Here is a 22,549-nt window from a genome sequence, read left to right as displayed (position 1 = left end):
CCGGGGTCGAAAACATTTACCATCGTGATGCCAATCAATACGGCGATAAAACTCACGATGATGGTGTATACTAAGAGCTTACCACCCATGCGGCCGAGCTTTTTCACATCGCCGATTTCAGCAATGCCTAAAATCAGTGCCGATAGGATCAACGGGATGACCATCATGAAAATAAGGTTCATGAAAATTTTTCCCACGGGCTCTACCCATTTCACAATCGTATCGAGGGTTTCTTGTGGTAATCCAAGGCTTTTGACGATTAATCCGGCTACGATGCCGAATACCATACCAATGAAAATCTTCGTGTGTAGCTTCATACTGGTTAAAATATCGATTTTAGGTAAAAAAACATCGATTCATGTTTGTAAATAGTGGGGCAAAGTTAGAATTATAATCGGGAATGGCCTTTTTTTTGACGAACTTTATTGAATGGGATTACTCATTTTAACTGGCCGTTTATCATCTCTTTTACGGCGTCATTTCCAGGGAAGGCTGAAAATTTATTGATAAGCACGCCTTGTTTAGTATACAACAGATAAGACGGAATATACTCAAAGCCGAAACGGTCCATCATGTAAGTCCACTGACTGTCTGTTAGATAATAATGTTCGCTACCAATCCCCTGTATTTTTTCCTCCCACAGCTTTTTGGGTGAAGACCCGTTGGTGAGATACACAAATACGACATCCTTGTCCCGAAAATCGCCTTTTGTACCCCTGAATTGTTTGATGGCCTCCAGGCAAGGTGCGCACCACGTGGCCCAAAGGTCAATAAGCACAACCTTGTCCTTATATTTAGAAACAATGGTCTCCATCAACTTATCTTCCGGAACATTCGAGATGTCATGGACGACAACAGGTGATTTTACGTTGTCCAGTTCAATAACCTGTTGGTTTTTCCGAAAGAGTATTTTTGCGATTTCTCCATCTTTCCAATAATGGGTTATATGCTCTTTTTGCTTTTCGGTTAGCGGTTCTACTTGTTCGTTGAGCTGCCGACCATAGGCATTGGCCGCTAAAATATCATAATACGGACCGTCATCGAATCCCACCAAATCAGCTAAAATAGCTTTCACGCTTGCCAACCAGGAGGGGATATCGCTTTCTCCAATCACTGGAAGCCCCAATACTTCATTTTGGAGAATTAAGTTCTGAAATTCAAGGAATGAGTAGGTGTGGAGGTATTGCGGATCGTTGAGATGGAAATCTTTCAAAAAGCGAAAATATGACCGGTCAATCTTTTGGATTTCAGGCTTACCAACTTTATCCTGGGTTGCATTACGATAATTAAGCATCATCTGCCTTTCGTAATCGAAGACATGTCCCGTATATAGGAATAAACGATATTCTTTAGCTATCCACCCTTTAAACTCCTTGGATAATAATTTATCATTATCTACGAAGAGTGCCATTCTTTTAGACACGTTACTGTTAGCAAAATCCAAGAACTCATCTATACTTTTATCAAAGAGTCGTGGATATACCCAATTTGGTGTATCTGGTCTATAATCAATCATTTTGCTTAACACCTCCATGCCCTGTCTCATATCATATGGATTCATGGTAGGCGTAACAGCTGCATTCTTGATGTTAAGACCTGAATCATAGGCGATATCAATGTGCGTGGAGTCATTATTTATTGATTTGATTATAAGTCCCTTATACGGATTTACACTCGTGTACAAACCGAAAAAAGAAGTCTCGGTTTCCATATCCACGTCCAGTGAGAAGTTGCCCGATTGGTCAGCGAGAATATGATGCCTGACGCTTTCTCCTGAAATTGGATGTAGGACAGTAATCATTACCATAATGCTATCCTGGTTTCGACCATCAGGCGTGGTGATTCTTCCTGTTATGTTGGATTTTCCCGCTACGATGGCTGTTCCGTCTGTATTTTTCTCTGTTGCCAGGTTACATGACAAAAAGAACAATAGACCACATATGAAAAGAAGTTTTGTTTTCATCATTGTTATTTTGATTAGCACCCGGGCAGCATTTTCTTCAAGATTTGCCAGCATAAACAATGCAATCTCAAACTCTTCCCTTGAAAGAATCTCTTCTGAGGACAAATAACATAACCCAAACTAACTAAAGATATAAAAAATGAATCTATGTTGGTAGTTTGGTTGACGTTTTTTATGTTTGAAATTGTAGCTTCGTGTACATTTACCAACTAAATGATGCCTTCATTGGATTTTGTTCATTTCGTAAATACGGGAGCGGGTCTGCGTACCCATGCATATAATGGATATCTATCGTTTCTGACCACGCCTGCACACCACGCCCCGGATCCAAGCATTGCCCATCGATATGTTGCGCATGATCGCCTCTATGTGTTGGAATTGAAAGACGAAATACAACGAGAAATATTCCACATTCAATTGAAGCCGCAGTCGCCCTGCCTCTGGGTGGTCATCGCATTGATTGGCGATTGTACGGTTCATGCAGAAGGGACACCCGTGCTAGCATCGGGGAATAGTGCCTACATTGCCAGCACCGACCAGCAGCTTACCCTATCGTTGCATCGGGGTAAAAACTGGCTGTTCGTGGTCGGGTTTCCGTAGCCGTGTTTTGACGCGCTGGCGGCGGAGTTTCCGTATTTAGCATCGCTTCAACTATTGAAGGAAGGCGCTGCCCAGCATGAGATAGGGGAGGAACGCCCGATTTCGAGCCGGCTCCGGAGCATATTGGAGTCGTTGCGGCGACTGGTCTTCCGCCCCTATAGTACCCCGATCCAACTGTCGGGCTGGAGCCTGCGGCTGCTGAACTTCAAAAAAAGGGTCGCTGGATGTTTACAGCGACCCTTTTTTGATGGTTGGTATGTTGTTGTCCCGATGGGATTATGCTTTGGCAGGCTTCAAGTTAGCCTTGCCGGTTGTGTCGTCGGAAACTGTGGGCTCGGTTAACCCCTTCTTTCCCTCGAGGTCCACCACCATCGGTGCAGCCAGGAAGATGGAAGAGTAGGTAGCCACAATGATTCCTATTAAAATCGCAAATGAAAATCCGCGGATAACTTCACCGCCAAATACGAAAAGGACCGCCAACACGAAGATCACGGTCAACGACGTCACCACTGTCCGGCTCAACGTCCGGTTGATAGCCAGGTTCACGGTGTCGCCGATTGGTTCCTTTTTATATTTCGCGATACCCAAATATTCGCGCAAGCGGTCAAACACCACCACGGTGTCGTTGATGGAATAACCGACTACCGTGAGTACGGCGGCCACGAAGTGCTGGTCGATGTCCAAGGAGAAGGGAACGATCCCATCCAATATCGAAAAGAGCACAAAAATAATTAACGCATCATGGGCGGTCGTAACCGCCGCGGCCACACTGAATTGCCATCTGCGGAAACGCATCAGAATATAGAGGGCGATGACGATAACAGACGCTATACCCGCATAAAATGCACGGGTCTTCATGTCATTCGCGATGGTTGGCCCCACCTTTTGTGAACTGACGATTTCGTGGTTGGTGCCGGAAATCTGCGATAGGCCGCTATTGAGTTTGTCCAATACGGCCTTGTCTGCTTCGTCGCTCACTTCTTCGATTCGATAGGCCGTGGTAACACGTATCTGGCTATCGCTACCGAAGGTCTTGACTTCGGTATTCATGTCAAACGTCTCATTCAGGCTGCTGCGCACGTCTTCCAGATCTACCGGCTTGTCGAATTGTACCGTATATGTCCTGCCACCTTTGAAATCTACACCCAGTGTAAAGCCCTTGGTGAAAATGGAGATGGTACCGATCAACAATACCGCGAAGGAAATGATGTAAAATTTCTTGCGGTTCTGAACGAAGCCATAGTTTGCATTGAGCAGCGTGTTTTCACTCCACCGGTGCGAAACCGTGATCGCCCAGCCTTTTGTCAGCATCCATTCGAAAATGATGCGCGATATGAAAATGGATGTGAATAATGACGTAATGATACCGATCATCAATGTCGTGGCAAAACCGAGGATGGGGCCGCTTCCGAAGAAGAACAAAATCAGACCGGTTAGGAACGTAGTGATCTGCGAATCGAGGATGGAAGACATGGCGTGTTTATAACCATCGGAGACCGCTTGCCTGACGGATTTCCCAAGTCTCAGTTCTTCCCGTATTCGTTCGTATATCAACACGTTGGCATCCACAGCGGTACCCATCGTCAATACGATACCGGCGATGCCCGGCAGTGTCAAGACCGCATTGAGCGAGGCAAGCACGCCCATGATGAAGAAAACGTTGAATAATACGGCAATGTTGGCCACCCATCCCGCACGGTTGTAATAGGCGATCATGAATATCAAGACCACAACGAGGCCGATTACGGATGAGTTGATGCCCGCATCGATGGCGGCTTGTCCGAGGGAGGGACCAACCACTGCTTCTTCAACGATCTTGGCTGTAGTAGGCAAGCGACCGGCCTTCAACACGTTAGCCAAGTCCTTCGTGTCTTCGATGGTGAAATTACCGGTGATTTGCGATACACCGTTGGGGATTTCACCTTGGACGGTAGGTGCTGAATACACAACGCCATCCAACACGATCGCGATGGCCCGTTTGTTGTTGGGGTCGGCAGAAGCCGATGCGGTAATCCGCCGCCATTCGCGCGCGCCTTCGCTGTTCATGTACATGGTTACCATCGGGCTGTTCGACTGCGGGTCGAAATCGTCCTTGGCATCGGTAATGACGTTGCCCGCTAACACGGGGCCAGCATCTGCGCCGGTTGGTTTAACCGCATAAAGTTCCAACTGTTCGGGCGTACGGGGGCTTGGTTTTACGCCCCAAAGCAATTTTACATTCGCAGGGATGATCTGCTGTACGGCAGGGTCGGCAAGGAAATCGTTCACTTTGGCGGTGTCACGCAACTGCGCATAACCCACGATGGGACCCGGTGCCAACATCGGCTGGTTGTTGGGGCCCAAGCCCGTCGCCGGCCGCAAAACGTTGAACAACGGGTTTTGCAGCGCCAGTTGATTGTCGGTCGAGTCGGATGCCGTGGAATCCTGGCCAGCGCCGAGCGCAGCGAGTAAACCGGCATCGGTGCTATCGGCAACGGTGGTATCAGCATCACTTGCCATTTCCTTTTTTGCCGCTTGTAGTGTGGAGGCCAAAGCGCTGTTTACATTTTCCAACATGGGGTAGATTTCCATGTTGTCGTATGTTTCCCAGAATTCGAGCTTGGCCGAACCTTGCAACAGCTTACGCACCCGTTCTTCGTCGTTTACACCAGGCAATTCGATGAGAATCCGGTTGGTGCCTTGCTGCAGCTGGATATTGGGTGATGTAACGCCGAATTTGTCGATCCGCGTGCGGAGCACCTTAAAGGAACTCTCTATGGCGTTGTTTGATTCGCGTTGAAGGAAACTTTCTACCTGTGCATTGGTGCTGTTCGCGTTGATGTAGGTTGCATTGTCTTTGGTAGCAAAGAAACTGGCCAAAGGAGTCCCCGGACTGAGTTTTTCAAACTCGTCGACGAACAGGCTCACATAACTATTTTGACTATTGCGGCTCTGGATGCCGGCATTTTCCAACGCTTGGTTGAAGTTCTCGTCTTTCGGGTTGTTGGCTAGGTTACGTACCAATTCCTGCAACGATACTTCCATCGTTACGTTCATGCCTCCCTTCAAGTCCAAGCCTAGGGCAATCTCTTGTCCCTTGGCTTCCCGGTACGTGTACTTTGCCACGCCCAGGTTATACACCACTTCCCCGGCCATAGAGTCCAGATAGGCTTTCTCTTTCGCCATGTCACCCTGGGCATACGCTGCGGCATCCCGTTCCACCTTGCGGGTTACGAATGTGAATGATAGGGAATAGAGGCACGCGATGGTAACCACTACTACCAAAAATTTAATCAACCCTGTACCTTGCATTTTCTTTCGTTAGCTAGTATTAATCTATTCTATTTTTAACAAAATTTAGTTAAGACGGCAAAGGTATAAAATTTTTGTCTAAAGCATACCGTATTTTTGGCGTTTAATAAACACGCCGTGGCATCATTTTGGCAGACTATTTGCTAAAATAACAGTGGATTTACCAAAAATCTACGTCTTATAACGAAACATAAAAATGAATAACATGATGAAAAAAGTATTCTTACCTTTATTAGCTATTTCGATCCTGATGCTAAGTGCACAGGAGTCCCACGCGCAGGCCCGCTACCGTACTGCTTTAGGTTTAGGCATCGATTTAGGCGATGGCCCCACACTTGTAGGCCCGCAAATCAAACATTTCTTTGACGGTACCAATGCCGGTAATGCGCAAGTGTTATTCGGCGACGATGTGACGGTATTAGGGGTAGACTATTCCTACAACCAGGCCATCGGCGGCACCAATGGATTGACCTGGTATGTTGGTATCGGTCCGCAACTGGCATTTATAGATAATGGCCGGTGGTGGTATGGCGATGATGATTGGGATGGCAACGAAACCTTTTTTGCCCTTCGACCTGCGGTAGGTTTGGAATTCAAAATCCCGTCGGCACCATTGGCTTTCCATTTCGACTGGAAACCGTGGTGGAACCTGAGCAACTACAGCCACTTTGAGCCGGCACGCTTCACGCTGGGTTTCAAGTTTACGCTGAAATAGGAACGGACACGGTCTTTGAATGATGAAAAGAATCGTTTGTCTGTTGGTGGTGGCGATAGCTGCAACGACACAATTGTTTGCGCAAAAGAAGGTTTCTCCGGGTATCCGGGCAGGGGTCAATGTGGCCACATTAAGCAACATTGATGCAGACTTCAAAACCGATTTCTATGCAGGGGGGATCCTTAGCCTTCATCTCGGGCAGCGATACACGCTACAGCCCGAGCTGATTTACACGCGGCAGGGAGCCAACCATGTTACTTTTGTGGACGACGAAACCGGTGAGCCCACAAGACAGGAAAACGTAACCATCCAGTACCTTTCGTTGGGCGTGATCAACAAGTTTTATTTCGTGGATGGTTTCCACGGGTTGATCGGTCCATCGATCGATATGAAAATCGGCAAGAACTTCCCGCGCATCGATTTCGATGATGATGATTATGGTGGCGTCGACCTCGGCCTCTCGCTGGGGCTGGGTTATACGTTGCCCATCGGCCTTACCTTCGAGGGGCGCTTCAAAACCGGCATGCTGGATGCGTTCAACAACGATTATTTCCTGGGCCTTTTTGACGACCCCGATGACATTTCGCTGAACCGCGTATTCCAACTGGGGCTCAGCTATTCATTTTAAAACTATTAGGACTGTATTTCGGATTTTTCACAGGGGCTTTCTGCAGGCCGATTCCGGAATACAGTCATTTTTTTTACTTGTAAAAGACATAAAAAATAAGTAATTTTGCCCGGCAAATAATAACCCCAAGAGATATTTGCCATGCAATTAGACCCCGAAAAATTCGTAGCTGAAGGCCTCACCTACGACGATGTGCTGTTAATACCTGCCTATTCTGAAGTATTGCCGCGAGAAGTGGATACCTCCACATACCTGACCAGAAATACACGATTGAATATTCCATTGGTATCTGCTGCAATGGATACCGTAACGGGTGCCGATTTGGCGATAGCCATAGCCCAGGCTGGCGGATTGGGGATGTTGCATAAAAACATGAGTATTGCAGACCAAGCGGCGGAAGTGCGCAAGGTGAAGCGGTCGGAAAGCGGTATGATACAGGACCCGGTGACGCTTGGCGAGGAGGCAACGGTGGGGGATGCGTTCCAAATCATGAAGGATCACCGAATCGGTGGTATCCCCATCGTGGATAACACGGGAAAGTTGGTCGGCATCGTGACGAACCGAGACCTCCGCTTCCAGAAAGACATGCGGCGCCCCATTACGGAGATGATGACCAAAGAAGGGTTGGTTGTGGCACCCGTTGGTACCGATTTACTCAAGGCGGAAAACATCCTGCAAAACCATAAAATCGAAAAACTGCCCGTGGTGGACGACGATAATGTCCTGGTGGGATTGATTACGTTCAAAGATATCCAGAAATACCGCCATTTTCCGAATGCTGCCAAGGATAGCCATGGAAGGTTGCTGGTAGGGGCGGCGGTCGGCGTCACCGGCGATACCATGGAGCGTGTGGCGGCGCTAGTGAAAGCGGGCGTGGATGTGGTGACCATCGACACGGCACATGGCCATTCAAAAGGGGTGATCGACAAACTGAAAGAAGTAAAGGCTGCATTCCCCGATCTGGAAGTCATTGTGGGAAACATCGCTACGGCCGAAGCGGCAATAGCGCTGGCCGATGCGGGAGCCGACGCGGTAAAAGTCGGTATTGGCCCGGGTTCCATCTGTACCACGCGTATCATCGCGGGTGTCGGTGTTCCCCAGCTCTACGCCGTATATGAAGTGGCGCGCGCGCTTCGCGGCAGCGGGGTGCCGGTTATTGCCGATGGCGGCATCAAACAAACCGGCGACATCGCGAAAGCGATTGCGGCAGGGGCCGATACGGTGATGGCCGGGTCGCTCTTTGCGGGTGTGGAAGAAGCCCCGGGCGAGACCATCATTTACGAAGGGCGGAAGTTCAAGTCGTACCGTGGGATGGGGTCGGTCGAAGCGATGGAGAAAGGATCGAAAGATCGTTATTTCCAGGATGTAGAAGACGATATCAAGAAGCTTGTTCCCGAAGGGATTGTAGGACGCGTGGCTTATAAAGGAACGCTGGCCGAAGTGGTATACCAATATGTAGGCGGATTACGTGCCAGTATGGGTTATTGCGGTGCGGCGACGGTCAAAGCTTTGCAGGGCGCCCGCTTTGTCAAGATCACTGGTGCGGGATTGCGCGAAAGCCACCCACATAACATCACGATTACCAAAGAAGCGCCGAATTACCATAGCAGACCGTAATGCCTTCTTAGCCGAGCCCGCCCATGACCCGATGGATGATATCGATACCCTCATCTATGGCGGCGGGCTCGATAATGAGTGCAGGTCTAAACCGTATGGAACGGTCGCCGCAGCCGAGGAAAAGAGCCCCCCGGGCCAACCCGCGTTCGAGGAAAGTGTTTCGGTATTCCGTGTTGGGTAAATCGAAGGCGCAGAGCAGGCCGCGGCCGCGGACGTTGGATATCGCCGGATAGCGGGTTGCCAGTTCGTGCAGGCGCGACTGCAGGTGGCTGCCCGTCTTCGATACACGCGCAAGTAACTGGTCTTCCTCAATGATCTCCAGAATCTTGGTAGCCCGTACCATATCCACGAGGCTGCCACCCCATGTGGAATTGATCCGTGAGGGCACGCGGAAGGCATTGGTTTCCACCTCATCTATCCGTGGGCCGGCCAAGATCCCACAAACCTGCATTTTCTTTCCAAAAGCGATGATATCCGGCCGTGCCCCCTCGCCAAAATGTTCATGGCACCAGAACTTTCCCGTAAGGCCTACGCCGGTTTGGACCTCGTCATATACAAGCAGTGCTTCGTTTTCGTCGGCTAGGGTACGTAGTTGTTCCATGAACTCCTTGCGGAAATGGTTGTCGCCGCCCTCGGCTTGGATAGGTTCGATGATCATCGCGCAGATCTCATCCTTGTTGTCAACGAATGCCTTCTTGATTTGCCGAATGGCCTGTTGTTCCCGTTCGACCGTCCCGGCCCGGTTTTCGTCTGTTTCGGGAAACATCTGCATCGGGCTGCTTATACGGGGCCAGTCGAATTTCGCGAACCATTTCGTCTTGTTGGGTTGGGTGTTGGTAAGGCTCAGGGTATAGCCCGACCGACCATGGAATGCGTGCTCGAAATGGAGTACCTTGGTACCCCTTTCATGGGGGTAACCTTTTTTGAAATTCTTCTGCACCTTCCAGTCCATCGCTACCTTAAGCGCGTTTTCCACCGCCAGCGCCCCGCCCGAAACGAAAAAGGCATGGGGTAGGTAATCAGGGGCCGCTATCCTGCCAAATGTCTTCACAAACTGTGCATATTCAACGGTATATACATCCGAATTGGATGGATTGGTGATCGCCGCGCGGAGAAGGCTGGTGGTGAATGCCTCGTCGTTCACCATTTTCGGATGGTTGTAGCCCAAGGGGACCGAGGCAAAGCAGGTGAAAAAATCAAGGAGTTCGCGCTCGTGTTTCGAATCGTAGATGGTTACCCCCCGGCTACGCTCCATATCAAAGGTCATATCGTACCCATCGGCAAGGATATAGTGGGCTAACGTTTCGTGTACTTCCTCTGGCGTTACAGCGATTTGATACATCATAATATGGATTGGTTATGCCCAAACTTAGCGAAAGTTGCTTTGAAATGCAAGCTTTTTTGCCGCTATTTGCGTGTTTTTGCGGCTTTTGCCCGTTTAAACGCGCTAAACCTAATTTTTTATGCGAGCTGCTCGTGGAGGCCCAGAATGCCTGTCAGCCCCCCTGTATGGATAACCAACAGGCGTTCGCCAGCATTGAAATAATTGCGTTTGGCAAGGTCAAACACGGCGTAAAGCAATTTACCCGTGTAAACGGGTTCAATAAGGATGCCGGTTTGCGCCGTGAATTGGCGGATAAAACCATTGAGCACGGGCGATGTTTTGGCGTACCCGCCAAAATGGTAGTCCATGTGGCCGACCAGCCGGTCGAACCGCTCGCCGGGATATAATGCGCGGGCCGCGTCCGTGATAAAATCGCCTCCCGCCAACACGGCAACACCATGCAACCGGGTTTCCAGTGCTTTGCTTGCGCAGCCGTGGTGCAGCCCTGCCAAGGTGGTGGCTGTACCACAGGCACAGAAAATATGGTCATAGGTATAAGGCAGTTCGTCAATGATTTCGGCGCAACCCCTTGCACCTTCAACGCCATAACCGCCCTCGTCCACGAAATATGCTTCCGTATCGTTTGCGAAATGGTGCGCATACAACAGCGGTTTGTTCCGGTAGGCTGTCCGGTCCACGAACCGGAGTTCCATGCCGTATACCTTGCATAAGGAAAGGTTAGGGTTGGATACGGCTTCCCCGCGCACGAACCCGGTTGTCTTGAAGCCGAACGTTGCCCCCGCACACGCCGTAGCCAACAGATGGTTGGACCACGCGCCGCCAAAGGTCACGAGGCGTGTCTTCCCAGCATGGCTTGCCGACTGGAGAACGTATTTGAGCTTACGCCATTTATTGCCCGAAATGAAGGGATGTATTTTATCATCACGTTTGATGTCGACCGTAATCGACTTCTCGTCGAACAGTGTGAAATCAAGTGTTTCTATCGGGCTATGGATATCGAATGGTCTCACCGGAAAGCGGCAAATTTAGGTAAAAAAGCTTCAGGTACAGGTTGCTTTTTTTTTTTTATGTTTGCGCCATGGCAGACCATGTAGTACTGGAAGAGTCGGACGAGCAGGATTTATATGAACACCTACGCATTGTTGTAGACAAGGGGCAGGCGCTGTTACGCATCGACAAGTTCCTGATGAACCGGGTGGAGCATGCCTCGCGTAACCGTATCCAGCATGCCATTACGGCAGGCACGGTATTGGTAAACGGGCAACCCATCAAGGCCAGCTATAAGGTCAAGCCGCTAGACACCATTTCCGTGGTTTTGCCGCACCCGCCACGCGATACGGAGATCTACCCTGAAAACATCCCGCTAGACATTCCGTATGAAGACGATGACCTGCTCATTGTCAATAAGCCGGCAGGCATGGTGGTACACCCAGGGTACAACAATTACACCGGTACGCTGGTCAATGCGTTGGCGTACCATTTTTCCAGTTTACCGGAACTTCCCGGCAATGATGGCCGTCCGGGCCTGGCGCACCGCATCGACAAAGATACGAGTGGTTTGTTGGTCATTGGTAAGAATGAGTGGGCGTTGACCTACCTCGCTAAGCAGTTTTTCGACCACAGTATTTCGCGCAAGTATGTGGCGTTGGTTTGGGGCGATATCGCCAACGATGGAACCATTACAGGGTATATCGGCCGGAGTGCGAAAGACCGGCGGGTGATGGCTGTGTATGACGACGAGGAAAAAGGAAAATGGTCGGTAACCCATTACCGCATTTTGGAACGGATGGGTTACGTTACGCTGATCGAGTGCCAGTTGGAAACTGGCCGAACCCATCAAATCCGGGCCCATTTGCAATCCATTGGCCACCCCTTGTTCAACGACGCGGTGTACGGTGGCGATCGGATATTAAAAGGGACGGTATTCAGCAAATATAAACAGTTCGTGGAAAATTGTTTTGCGTTGTTGCCGCGGCAAGCACTCCACGCCCAAAGCTTAGGCTTCGTACATCCCACCACCCGCGAAACCATGGCATTCCAAACGCCTTTACCGGAGGATTTCCAACGGTGCTTGGAAAAATGGCGTGGTTATGTATCCCATCAATCGTCGTAACCATGTGGCATAAGACTTGCTATGGTGGGAGCATAGCTGTTGTTATAATTAAATTAAATTGATCGAATGCCGGTACATTTCATAGATTTTAATTCCAATTTCATACCCGACCGAGAGACCGTACTTACCGCCGACAATCGGGCATTCCGATACGGTGATGGCGTATTTGAAACGATGCGCTGGATGGATGGTGACATCCGCTTTTTGTCCCACCATGTAGCGCGGCTTCATGAGGGAATGCGTTTGCTCAAGTTGGAGCAGGCTGAAAAGTTCACGGCGGATTTCATCCGTTCGCGTGCCGCTGAACTCGTTAAGCGCAACGGATTGGAGAGCCAGCATGTGCGTGTGCGTTTGCAGGTTTACCGTGGTGGTGGCGGCTTATACAGTCCGCAACAGAACCATGCTTGTTACGTCATGGAAGTTTCCAAGCTTGACCCGGACGACGTGAAGCACCGGAAAATTGGACTGATCATTGACGTATACCGTGATATTAAAAAACCCTATAACGAACTTTCAAAATTGAAGTCGTCCAATGCCTTGGTATATGTCATGGCGGGGCTTTATCGAACCAAGAATGGGCTTGATGATGTGTTGCTGTTAAATCAGGAAGGTTTCCTTTGCGAGTCGCTCAGTTCCAACGTGTTCATTTGGTATGGTAAGAAACTGTATACACCGGCCATCAGCGAGGGGTGCATCGACGGGGTCATGCGTAAGGTGGTCATTGACTTGGCTGTGGATAACGGGATGGAAGTGATCGAGGCCCAGATCAGTCCGGATATCCTACGGGAGGCAGACGAGATCTTCCATACCAATGCCATACATGGCGTGCAATGGGTGATGGGGTATAAGCAGAAGCGCTATTTTAACCGGGTATCGCGTATGCTGCAGGAGCAGCTTGCCATGGTTGATTGTTAATGGTTAATTTCCACAAAACCAGTCAGCTCATCCCAGGTCGTCCCCGGCCGACGGTTATAGACCAGGATTTGATACGTATTGTTTGTCTCAAAATGGTTGCCGTCGGAAAACGAGGTGTCCACTTTGCCCGATGGGTCTACATGCACGTAAGTATAGTCATAAAGGCCCTGTTTAAGCAGCATCGAACATTGCCATGTTTTCGCCGGGGCGTTGTACGTCATCTTGTTTGCCTCATTCCGGTTATAGTTGTTGAATGAGCCTACTACATAGACCGCACCATCGGTGGTCGATTCATCTACGAGGGAAAAGGTGACCCACACATAGTCAGATTCCGTGTCGGCATCGGCCTTGTCCTGATTCCGTATGAAAAAATCCCCATTCTCATCGAACGTGGAGGCGTACGCCGCATCCCGATAGTTCTCGTCTGCAACGAGGTCTACATGGATGGTGCTGTCCAGTTTGATGTTGGCCACACGTTCAGACGCTAAACGTAGGCTGCGCAGGTCGAAATAGCGGAATTCGTTGCCGCCACCGAAATCCAGCGTTTTATTGTCGTTATATGTCAGTTCGTTGCCGTTTACGAAATGGGGGGTGGTGAGCCACTGCTGAACATCGGGGCGTTGGTTTTGCATCACCCCGATGCGAATGTCTTGATAGGGATTGTTTACGGTGAGCCCCCCTGTATTGACCATGATATTTATCTTCTGGTTGCTGCGGCGTTTGGCCACCTCTACCGATGGAACGAGTTGGGGAGAAACCATCATCAACGGTGCCAGTACATAGAAGCGCCGGGAGATAATAAGACGGCGCTTGTCGGCATCTTCGTATACCTTCAACAGGTAATTGCCTGCCAACTTAGGTTTGATATTCCGGGTGGGGAAATCCACACGGTAATGGGTATACGGTTGCAACGTGTTTACCGAGGGCGCGTAATCTACAATGCGCTCCTCATTGAACCCCTCGGCATATTCGAGCGGCGATAGCCGACTTGGCTTCCAATCGGCATCGCAATGTTCCATGCTGAAATAATAATTGCGTACATCCCCCCGGAGATCGTCAAAGGCGAGCATCAGCTGGTCATCGCTGTGAAGCTCGATAACCGGTAACGCGTTTTCTTGATCAACCGGATAAAACTGGACAGATTTGATCGTTGGCAGGTAGTTCGTATTGTTGTAAACCAATTCCTGCGGTGGCGTCCGTTCGCGTTTCTTCCGTTGCTTTTTCTGCTTTTGTGCCATCGCACCCAAACAGATAAAAAGCGTTACCGCTATTGCCAGGAGCTTCTTCATGTTATTTTCAACCTTCCATTTCCATGATTTCTTCCGCCAATTTTTCCCATAGCGTTTGGCTCTCCGCCAATTCACGTTTCAGGGCATCGTATTGCCGGGAGGTTTCCGCTAATTTCGTTGAATCCGCAAAGGTGCTTTCCTGAGCCATCAACAATTCGGTAGCTTTAACGGTTTCCTCCAATTGTCCAATACGTTGTTCCACCGTTTCCAGTTCCCTGTGGAGTTTCCTCGTATCGCGTTCGCCCGGATCTGTTTTTTTTACCGTGGGCTGTTTGGTTGCCGTTTTAGCGGGTTTCGAATCGTTCCCTTTCGGAGCAGCTGTCGTCGTCCGCTTTGCCTGCCATTCCTCATATTCCTGGTATGTGCCGGGATATTCTTTTATTTTCCGGTTTTCAATATACCAGATTTTATTGGCCACATTATCCAGGAGATAACGGTCGTGAGATACGACGATGAACGTGCCCTCGAACTGTTTGAGTGCTTGGATGAGGATATTGACCGATTGGATATCCAAGTGGTTGGTGGGTTCGTCCAATACCAGGAAGTTTGCATCTGCGGTAAGGGCCTTTGCCAGTGCAACCCGTGATTTCTCTCCTCCGGAGAGTACCCGTATTTTTTTGAAAGCATCGTCGCCCGTAAAGAGAAAGCAGCCCAATATGGCCCGCAGTTCCGTTTCGGTATGTTTGGGCGCGAACAGCTGCAATTCCTGCAAAATCTCGTTGTCCAAGTGAAGTGCTTCCAGTTGGTGCTGGGCAAAAAAAGTCTGGCTCACGTTATGGCCGGTTTCCGATTTTCCGGTAAAATCCCGGTCGGCATTGGCCACGATACGCAACAGGGTCGACTTTCCCTTTCCATTGGCGCCGATAAGGGCTATTTTATCGCCCTTTTCAATGATAGCATCCGTTTTCTCCAAGATGGGGATACCCGGGTACGATTTACTGATATTCTCGAGCCGCACGACGTGTCTGCCCGACTGTTTGCTGAATTTGAAACGGAAATTTACGCTGGGGTTATAGTCGTCCACGTCGGCGACCTTCTCCATGCGTTCCAATGCCTTGATGCGCGACTGCACCATCTTTGCCTTGCTGGCCTTCGCACGGAACCGCTCAATCAGCCGTTCCTCCTGTTTTATCTTGGCTTGTTGGTTCTTGTATTGGTTACCCTGTATTTCCTCGCGTAGGGCTTTTTCCTCCAAGTAAAACGAGTAATTGCCCGCATATTGGATGAGTTTCCCGCGTTGTGATTCCACGATGGTATTGACCACCCGGTCGAGGAAATACCGGTCGTGCGAAACGATGACAATGGCACCATCGAATGCTTGCAGGTAACCTTCCAGCCATTTGATGGAAGGGAGGTCGAGGTGGTTGGTCGGTTCGTCGAGCAGGAGGATGTCGGGCGCCTGCAGCAATATGCGGGCGAGCATCACGCGCATCCGCCAGCCACCGGAAAATTCGGATAGCGTACGTTTTTGGTCGCTATCGCTGAATCCGAGTCCCGCAAGGATTTCATGGGCCCGGTATTCGATGTTGTAACCGTCCAGCGCCTCCAGCTCGGTCTGTTTGTCACTCAGTTTCTGGATGATGTCGTCCGAATAATCCGTTTCTAGTTTTTTGAGCAGTACCTCAATTTCAATGAGCAGCTGGTTCTGCCGTTCAAATGCTTCCATCGCCACATGGAGGATACTCTTGTCCGATTGGTAGGAGAGGAGGTCCTGATTGAGGTACCCGATTTTGATATCCTTCGCCATCGATATCGTACCGGCCGTGGGGGCATAATCGCCCACGATCAGTTTCAGTAGGGTGGTTTTTCCGGTTCCATTGGCGCCAATCAGGCCCGTTTTGTCGCCCGGCTTGATATGCCAGTTGGCATCGTCATACAGTGCCCGCGCACCTATTTCAAACGTAAGGTTATTTATAGCAATCATTCTGGGTGCAAAAGTACGGTTTTTTCAGGTACCTTTGTGGCCATGTACAAACTGGTAAAGCCACTGCTTTTTTCGATGGACCCTGAAACCGCACACCATACGGTATCGGGTGGCCTGCGGTCGTTCTGCAATTTATGGGGGGGTAAGCGCTTGCTGCGTGCCATGTATGCTTATGAGCACCCGCATCTTGAACGCCAAGTATTGGGCCTGAAATTCAGGAATCCGATCGGTTTGGCAGCCGGGTTCGATAAAAATGCCGAGTATGTGGAAGAAATGGCCGCATTGGGCTTCGGTTTTATCGAAATCGGCACGGTAACGCCGCGGCCACAACCCGGCAATGAACGGCCGCGCCTATTCCGTCTGGTCGACGATGCGGCACTCATCAACCGGATGGGGTTCAACAACCAAGGGGTAGATGTGGCGGCTATGCGGTTACGTCAGCTGAAAAATCGGCAAAACCTCGTCATAGGAGGCAATATCGGTAAAAATAAACTGACGCCCAACGAAGAGGCCGTAAGCGATTACATCAAGTGTTTCGATACCTTGTTTGACGTAGTCGATTATTTTGTAGTGAATGTGAGTTCGCCCAATACGCCTGGCCTCCGTGCATTGCAAGAAAAAGAGCCACTTACGCACATTTTGAACACCCTGCAGCAGCGCAATCGCAAAGGGGATGTTTCCCGGCCGATCCTGTTGAAAATCGCACCCGACCTTACCGATGATCAGTTGGATGATATCATCGCTATTATTCGCGACACGGGAATAGCGGGCGTAATCGCCACCAACACCACGATAGCACGGGATGGTTTGCGGAGCGGCGGACGCCTCACATCCGAAGCGGGCGGGTTGAGTGGCCGGCCTTTGGCCGTGCGCGCCACGGAAGTTATCCGTTATCTGGCTACGAAATCCGACCGGGCATTCCCCATCATTGGGGTAGGGGGCATACATACTCCCGAAGATGCCGTTGAAAAGCTCGAGGCCGGTGCAACGTTGGTGCAGCTGTATACCGGCTTCATCTACGAGGGGCCCGGCTTGATAAAGCGCATTTGTGAAAAGCTAAAAACCCTCCGGTCTGTTTGATCGGAGGGTTTTTTTTCAAGGCTAGCCCTGTTTATTTTTTCAATTATTATTGCAAGGCATCGATGCGTGCCTGCAAGTCTGCGATTTTCTGTTCGTCTTCTTTGATTTCGTAATATTTCTTGAGGTTGGTCAGCGCCAGGTATGATGAGCCGTCCAATTCAACTGCTTTTTCCAGATACGGCAAAGCAGAATCAAAGATGTCATAAGCTTTCTTGATTTCCGCATCATATTCCGCTTGGGGCAAGCTTGCATTATTGGTCTTATTAAAGTGGTCAATCCCTTTATTCAGAATAAGCCCCCCCAGGTTGATGTTTGCGTCGAGGTAATCCGGTTTGATCTCAATAGCCTTCCGGTATGCCGCCTCGGCTTTTTCCGCTTCGCCCATTTCGCTGTATGCGATACCGAGGTAATAGTGCAAGTTCTCGTTTTGAGGATCTTTTTCCACTTGCGCCGAAATGGTATTGATGATTTCCTGCTCATTGCCTGCCATCAGGTTCAACTCGATGTTCTGGGTTGCCAATTCGCTATCGTCGGGATATTTGCTGGCCCCTATTTCGGCGTATTTGATCGCATTGGTGGTATCGCCCTGCATGAGGTACAGGCGCGAAACGTCCAGTATAATCTGTTTGTTATTGGAGAAGCTATCGATTGGAACAAGCGCTACGTATTTTGATAGTGCTTTATCATAATCTTGCGAATTGATGGCCGCTAACCCCGAGTAATACAACAAGGTTGTATCATTAGGAAGATAAGCCAAGCCCTTGTCGAATGCGGCGTATGCAGCTTCGAAGTCTTGGCTGTCCCAGGCTTTCACGCCTTTATTCATCTCATATTGGGCGATGATCGAGTTGAGGACACTCAGGTTCTGTTCATGCTCCTTTTCCGTATCGAGGCTCAGCGCCTTTTCCCGTGCTTCGGTAGCGGTTTGGATATAGCCATCGGCAGCCTCGGTCGAATCGAGAAGGGCCAAGTCGGCATTTACCAGGGCATAATACGTCCAGGTTTCCGCCAAGTCCTTGGTCTTTTCATGTTCGATCGCTTTCTCCAAAGCTTCTTTTGCGGTTGTCAAATCCGAGGCACCCAGTGCTGCACTTCCAATGGATTTAACCTCATTGAATTTGTCGTAGCTGGCTTTTGCCTTCCTTAAATTGCTGTTTTGGGAGAAGGCTGCCGATGAAGCCAGCACCAGCATGCCTAGTAAAATCGATTTCACTTTCATGATTTTAGTTTATTGTGAGTTGATTTAATATGTTATTTACTCGTTCTTGTTGGATAACGTCGCCCGCTTGTTCGTACAGTACGGCGAGCGACTTCAGTGTATTCACCTCAGAGGGTTGTATCTGGTTGGCCTTCAGTAGGTATTCCTGGGCCTTGTTTTTAACGTCGTCGTTATTCGGGTCGGCAATGTAGTCCTTTAAATACAGTAGCCCCAATTCCAGGTTCCCTTCAAAGTTATTGGCATCCAAGCTGATCACTTTTTCGTAGTATTTTTTGGCCGCCTCGTTGTTGCCCTCCATTTCGTTGGCATAGCCGGCAATATAATTCAATCCTACATTTTCCGGTTCATGGGCAATGGCCTCATCCGCCAGCGGAACAATGGCTTCGTAGGCATCGTTCGCCATATAGGCATTAATCAGCGTAAAGAGGATTTCCTTGTTTCCCGGAAATTGCTGCCGCCCGGTAAGCAGGGTGTTGAGCATTTCGCGGTTGTCGCCCTTTTTCTTGTATAACTCCGCCAGTTCGAGGATGTACGTGGGTGACGAGGATTCCGCCTCGGCCGTGAATACCTTATACCTGTTGATGGCCTCCTCCTCATTTCCTATTTTAGAACTCAATATGGCGAGGTTATGTTTCACATCGATGGTGTTTCCGCTGATCGAGTCTACCATATGATATTGACGAAATGCCTCCTCATAGTTTGCGCTTGCCACTGCGCGGTTTGCTTTGATGAGGTACGCTTTGGCGAGCGATCGCTGTATATAATCAATCTGCGGCTCGTATTCGAAATCAACTGATTTGTTGGTCAGCCGTTTCAACGCACTCAATGCAATATCATTGGGATCGGCCGTATACTTCTGGGTACGGTTTGAATCGACCACCGCAAGGGTGCTATAGACGAGCCCCCGCAGGAGGATATTCCTGAAATTGGTCGAATCCCTTTTCGTTTTGAACGCTTCGTCGGCAAACTTCCGGGCAGCTTCCAGCTGCTTGAAATCTTCCGATTGCATGTACCGCGCAAAACTGTTATTGCCTTCTTTGAGGTTTGACTGGGCAACCACTGGCGACACGCTGACCGCTAGCAGGATACCCACGGCCATCGCTGCCATCAGGTTACTCTTCGTCTGCGGGCGACGATTCATCCGTTGTTGCATGGTCGTTTTCACCGGTATTTTCACTGTGTTCTTGGTTTTCTCCTTCTTCAATAAATTCGTCCTCTTCACGTTCCACCTTCGTAATCGAGGCAATCTCATCGTCGCCCTTGAGGCTGATGAGTCGAACCCCTTGGGTGGCCCTTCCCATTACCCGTAATTCACTGGCCGCAATCCGGATAACGATACCGGACTTATTGATGATCATCAGGTCGTCGTTATCCGTCACGTCTTTGATGGCCACCAACTTGCCCGTCTTGTCTGTCACGTTGATGGTCTTCACGCCCTTGCCACCACGGTTGGTTACCCGATAATCTTCAATGTCCGTTCGTTTGCCGTATCCCTTTTCGGAAACGACCAGTACGGTTGTATCATAGTTATTAACACTAATCATGCCAACTACCTCATCGTCCGGGCCGGTCAATGTGATCCCGCGCACGCCCGTGGCTGTACGCCCCATCGGGCGGACGGTCGATTCGTTGAAGCGGATGGCCCTTCCCGATTTCAGCGCCATGACGATCTCGCTATTGCCATCCGTAAGGCATGCTTCGAGCAACTGGTCGCCCTCATTGATGTTGATGGCATTGATGCCATTGGCACGCGGCCGCGAATACGCTTCAAGCGACGTTTTTTTGATGGTGCCGCGCTTTGTACACATGATGATGAAATTGTTCTCAAGGTACTCTTGGTCCTTGAGGTTCTTCACCTTGATGTAGGCTTTGATTTTTTCCTCTTTCGGGATGTTGATGATGTTCTGTATGGCGCGGCCACGTGAGGTACGGGTACCTTCGGGTATTTCAAATGCCCGAAGCCAGAAACAGCGCCCGGCTTCGGTAAAGAACAGCATGTAGTTGTGGGCCGATGCGGTGATGATATGCTCGGTGAAATCCTCCTCACGGGTATTGGTCCCTTTGGCGCCCTTTCCACCGCGGCCTTGCCTCCTGTATTCCGTTAGCGGCGTGCGTTTCACATAGCTTTCATGCGAGATGGTGATGACGATCTCTTCATCTTCGATGAAGTCTTCCATGCGCATATCCTCTGCCGAATGGACGATGGTGGAGCGGCGTTCGTCGCCGTATTTTTCTTTTACTTCCTGCAGCTCGTCTTTGATGATGCTCATGCGAAGCCCTTCGTCTGCAAGTACCGATTTCAAATATTCGATGGTTTTCATCAATTCGGCATATTCCTCTTTGATCTTGTCGCGCTCCAGTCCGGTAAGCCGGCGCAGGGTCATATCGAGGATGGCACGCGCTTGGATGTCGGATAGGCCGAATTTCTCCATCAAGCCCACGCGGGCATCATCCGGAGTCGCGGATGCGCGGATCAACTTGATCACTTCGTCGAGGTGGTCGAGCGCAATGAGTAAACCTTCTAGGATGTGTGCGCGCTTCTCGGCTTCCGCCAACTCGAATTTCGTGCGCCGTATCACCACTTCGTGCCGATGTTCCACAAAGTGGAAAATCATATCCTTCAGGTTCAACATCATGGGGCGGCCATGGACCAGCGCGATATTATTCACACTGAATGAGGTCTGCAGGGCAGTATGCTTGTAGAGATTGTTCAGTATAATGGATGCATTGCCATCGCGTTTGATGTCATATACGATCCGCATCCCGTGCCGGTCGGATTCGTCGCGGATTTCAGCGATCCCTTCAATTTTCTTCTCATTGACCAAATCGGCTGTCCGCTTAATCATGTCCGATTTATTAACCTGGTAGGGGATTTCCGTAACGATGATCTGTTCGCGGCCACTTTTGGTGGTTTCTATTTCCGCTTTGGCGCGCATTACGATGCGGCCGCGGCCGGTTTGGAAGGCCTCCTGTACTCCGGCGTACCCGTAAATGATACCTCCCGTGGGGAAATCGGGTGCCTTTACATACTGCATCAACTCGCTGATTTCGATGTCGCGGTTGTCGATATAAGCGATGATACCATCTACCACCTCCGAAAGGTTGTGGGGCGCCATATTCGTAGCCATCCCCACGGCAATCCCCGAAGCGCCGTTCACCAACAGGTTGGGGATGCGGGTAGGGAGCACCGTCGGTTCTTCTATCGAGTCGTCGAAGTTGAGCTGGTAGTCGATGGTATCCTTATTAATATCGGAGAGCAGCTCTTCGGCAATTTTCTTCAATCGTGCTTCGGTATACCGCATGGCCGCGGGCGGATCACCATCTACAGAACCGTAGTTGCCCTGGCCATCGACCAACGGGTACCTTAGGCTCCATTCCTGCGCCATACGTACCATCGTGTCGTAAACCGACGAGTCGCCGTGTGGGTGGTACTTACCCAATACATCCCCCACAATACGGGCAGATTTTTTATAGGGCTTTCCGCTGGTCACACCCAGGTCGAGCATACCGTACAGCACGCGGCGGTGTACGGGTTTCAGGCCGTCCCCCACATCGGGCAATGCACGCGATACAATAACAGACATCGAGTAGTCGATGTATGCCGATTTCATTTGGTCTTCGATGTTGATGGGGATGATCCGGTCGTTCGCCGGAACGAGGTTGTTGCCGTTTTCTGTTTCTTCAGCCATTATATGTTTACCAATCTTAAATCAAAAGGCACAACATTACCATGCATGTACATGCTTGTTGCGCATGCGAAATTACGAATTTTCTAGGTCATTCTATAATGTTTTGCTATTCATCAGGAATCCTTAACTTTGCAGCTCGTTACGTCTTCTTTTTTTACCGT

17 protein-coding genes are annotated in these 22,549 nt (G+C 49.9%); 7 read left to right on the top strand and 10 right to left on the bottom strand.

Annotated features, from left to right (window positions below; genetic code table 11):
- Positions 1–317: cation:dicarboxylate symporter family transporter (locus ACO1NT_RS09880; RefSeq protein ID WP_449048461.1), on the bottom strand; the 317-nt coding region annotated here is incomplete at its 3' end.
- 122 nt (positions 318–439) lie between these two features.
- Complete coding sequence (locus ACO1NT_RS09875) at positions 440–2,068, bottom strand: TlpA family protein disulfide reductase (protein WP_449048460.1); 1,629 nt, start codon at positions 2,066–2,068, stop codon at positions 440–442.
- Positions 2,069–2,176: 108 nt separating this feature from the next.
- On the opposite strand from ACO1NT_RS09875, the gene ACO1NT_RS09870 reads away from it, so the two are divergent.
- Complete coding sequence (locus ACO1NT_RS09870) at positions 2,177–2,563, top strand: hypothetical protein (RefSeq protein ID WP_449048459.1); 387 nt, start codon at positions 2,177–2,179, stop codon at positions 2,561–2,563.
- A 276-nt stretch (positions 2,564–2,839) separates the two neighbouring features.
- Here the strand turns inward: ACO1NT_RS09870 and secDF are convergent, their stop codons facing one another.
- Positions 2,840–5,854 carry a protein translocase subunit SecDF gene (gene secDF / locus ACO1NT_RS09865; RefSeq protein WP_449048458.1) on the bottom strand — a complete coding sequence of 1,005 codons (3,015 nt, stop codon included), beginning with the start codon at positions 5,852–5,854 and terminating at the stop codon, positions 2,840–2,842.
- 205 nt (positions 5,855–6,059) lie between these two features.
- Between secDF and ACO1NT_RS09860 the strand changes: the two genes are divergently transcribed.
- From ACO1NT_RS09860 to guaB, 3 genes are all read left to right on the top strand, one after another.
- Entirely contained in the window at positions 6,060–6,569 is a 510-nt protein-coding gene (locus tag ACO1NT_RS09860; RefSeq protein WP_449048457.1) for a hypothetical protein, read from the top strand.
- A 19-nt stretch (positions 6,570–6,588) separates the two neighbouring features.
- Entirely contained in the window at positions 6,589–7,197 is a 609-nt protein-coding gene (locus ACO1NT_RS09855) for a porin family protein (protein ID WP_449048456.1), read from the top strand.
- Positions 7,198–7,338: 141 nt separating this feature from the next.
- Positions 7,339–8,814, top strand: a complete 1,476-nt coding sequence (gene guaB / locus ACO1NT_RS09850) for an IMP dehydrogenase (protein WP_449048455.1) — start codon at positions 7,339–7,341, stop codon at positions 8,812–8,814.
- A gap of 7 nt (positions 8,815–8,821) precedes the next feature.
- On the opposite strand, the gene lat is transcribed toward guaB, so the two are convergent.
- A complete protein-coding gene (lat, locus tag ACO1NT_RS09845) occupies positions 8,822–10,159 on the bottom strand; it encodes an L-lysine 6-transaminase (protein WP_449048454.1) in 1,338 nt (445 codons plus the stop codon).
- 116 nt (positions 10,160–10,275) lie between these two features.
- On the bottom strand, positions 10,276–11,169 hold the full coding sequence (locus ACO1NT_RS09840; protein ID WP_449048453.1) for a 1-aminocyclopropane-1-carboxylate deaminase/D-cysteine desulfhydrase: 894 nt from the start codon (positions 11,167–11,169) through the stop codon (positions 10,276–10,278).
- A 68-nt stretch (positions 11,170–11,237) separates the two neighbouring features.
- On the opposite strand from ACO1NT_RS09840, the gene ACO1NT_RS09835 reads away from it, so the two are divergent.
- Both ACO1NT_RS09835 and ACO1NT_RS09830 read left to right on the top strand, forming a co-directional pair.
- Positions 11,238–12,272 (top strand): RluA family pseudouridine synthase, encoded by a 1,035-nt coding sequence (locus ACO1NT_RS09835; protein ID WP_449048452.1) that lies wholly within the window; start codon positions 11,238–11,240, stop codon positions 12,270–12,272.
- A gap of 66 nt (positions 12,273–12,338) precedes the next feature.
- A complete protein-coding gene (locus tag ACO1NT_RS09830; RefSeq protein WP_449048451.1) occupies positions 12,339–13,187 on the top strand; it encodes an aminotransferase class IV in 849 nt (282 codons plus the stop codon).
- Here ACO1NT_RS09830 and ACO1NT_RS09825 read toward each other — a convergent pair.
- Together ACO1NT_RS09825 and ACO1NT_RS09820 are read right to left on the bottom strand one after the other, a co-directional pair.
- Positions 13,184–14,476 carry a type IX secretion system plug protein gene (locus ACO1NT_RS09825; RefSeq protein WP_449048450.1) on the bottom strand — a complete coding sequence of 431 codons (1,293 nt, stop codon included), beginning with the start codon at positions 14,474–14,476 and terminating at the stop codon, positions 13,184–13,186. The genes ACO1NT_RS09830 and ACO1NT_RS09825 overlap by 4 nt on opposite strands.
- A gap of 7 nt (positions 14,477–14,483) precedes the next feature.
- Positions 14,484–16,400 (bottom strand): ABC-F family ATP-binding cassette domain-containing protein, encoded by a 1,917-nt coding sequence (locus ACO1NT_RS09820; protein WP_449048449.1) that lies wholly within the window; start codon positions 16,398–16,400, stop codon positions 14,484–14,486.
- A gap of 42 nt (positions 16,401–16,442) precedes the next feature.
- Here ACO1NT_RS09820 and ACO1NT_RS09815 point away from each other — a divergent pair, with 42 nt between their 5' ends.
- Entirely contained in the window at positions 16,443–17,480 is a 1,038-nt protein-coding gene (locus ACO1NT_RS09815; protein ID WP_449048448.1) for a quinone-dependent dihydroorotate dehydrogenase, read from the top strand.
- Positions 17,481–17,526: 46 nt separating this feature from the next.
- Here ACO1NT_RS09815 and ACO1NT_RS09810 read toward each other — a convergent pair whose 3' ends face one another.
- The 3 genes from ACO1NT_RS09810 to gyrA are packed head-to-tail and all read right to left on the bottom strand — an operon-like array spanning position 17,527 to position 22,388.
- A complete protein-coding gene (locus ACO1NT_RS09810) occupies positions 17,527–18,699 on the bottom strand; it encodes a tetratricopeptide repeat protein (RefSeq protein ID WP_449048447.1) in 1,173 nt (390 codons plus the stop codon).
- 4 nt (positions 18,700–18,703) lie between these two features.
- The gene (locus ACO1NT_RS09805) at positions 18,704–19,921 is read right to left on the bottom strand and encodes a tetratricopeptide repeat protein (RefSeq protein WP_449048446.1); all 1,218 of its coding nucleotides are present in this window, start codon (positions 19,919–19,921) and stop codon (positions 18,704–18,706) included.
- Entirely contained in the window at positions 19,812–22,388 is a 2,577-nt protein-coding gene (gene gyrA / locus ACO1NT_RS09800) for a DNA gyrase subunit A (RefSeq protein ID WP_449048445.1), read from the bottom strand. The genes ACO1NT_RS09805 and gyrA overlap by 110 nt, the downstream gene beginning before the upstream one ends.
- Between the last annotated feature and the right edge of the window lie 161 nt (positions 22,389–22,549).

The organism is Parapedobacter sp. (assembly GCF_053550995.1).
Note: the sequence above shows the minus strand (reverse complement) of the source record. Positions and strands in the feature narration are given on the sequence as shown.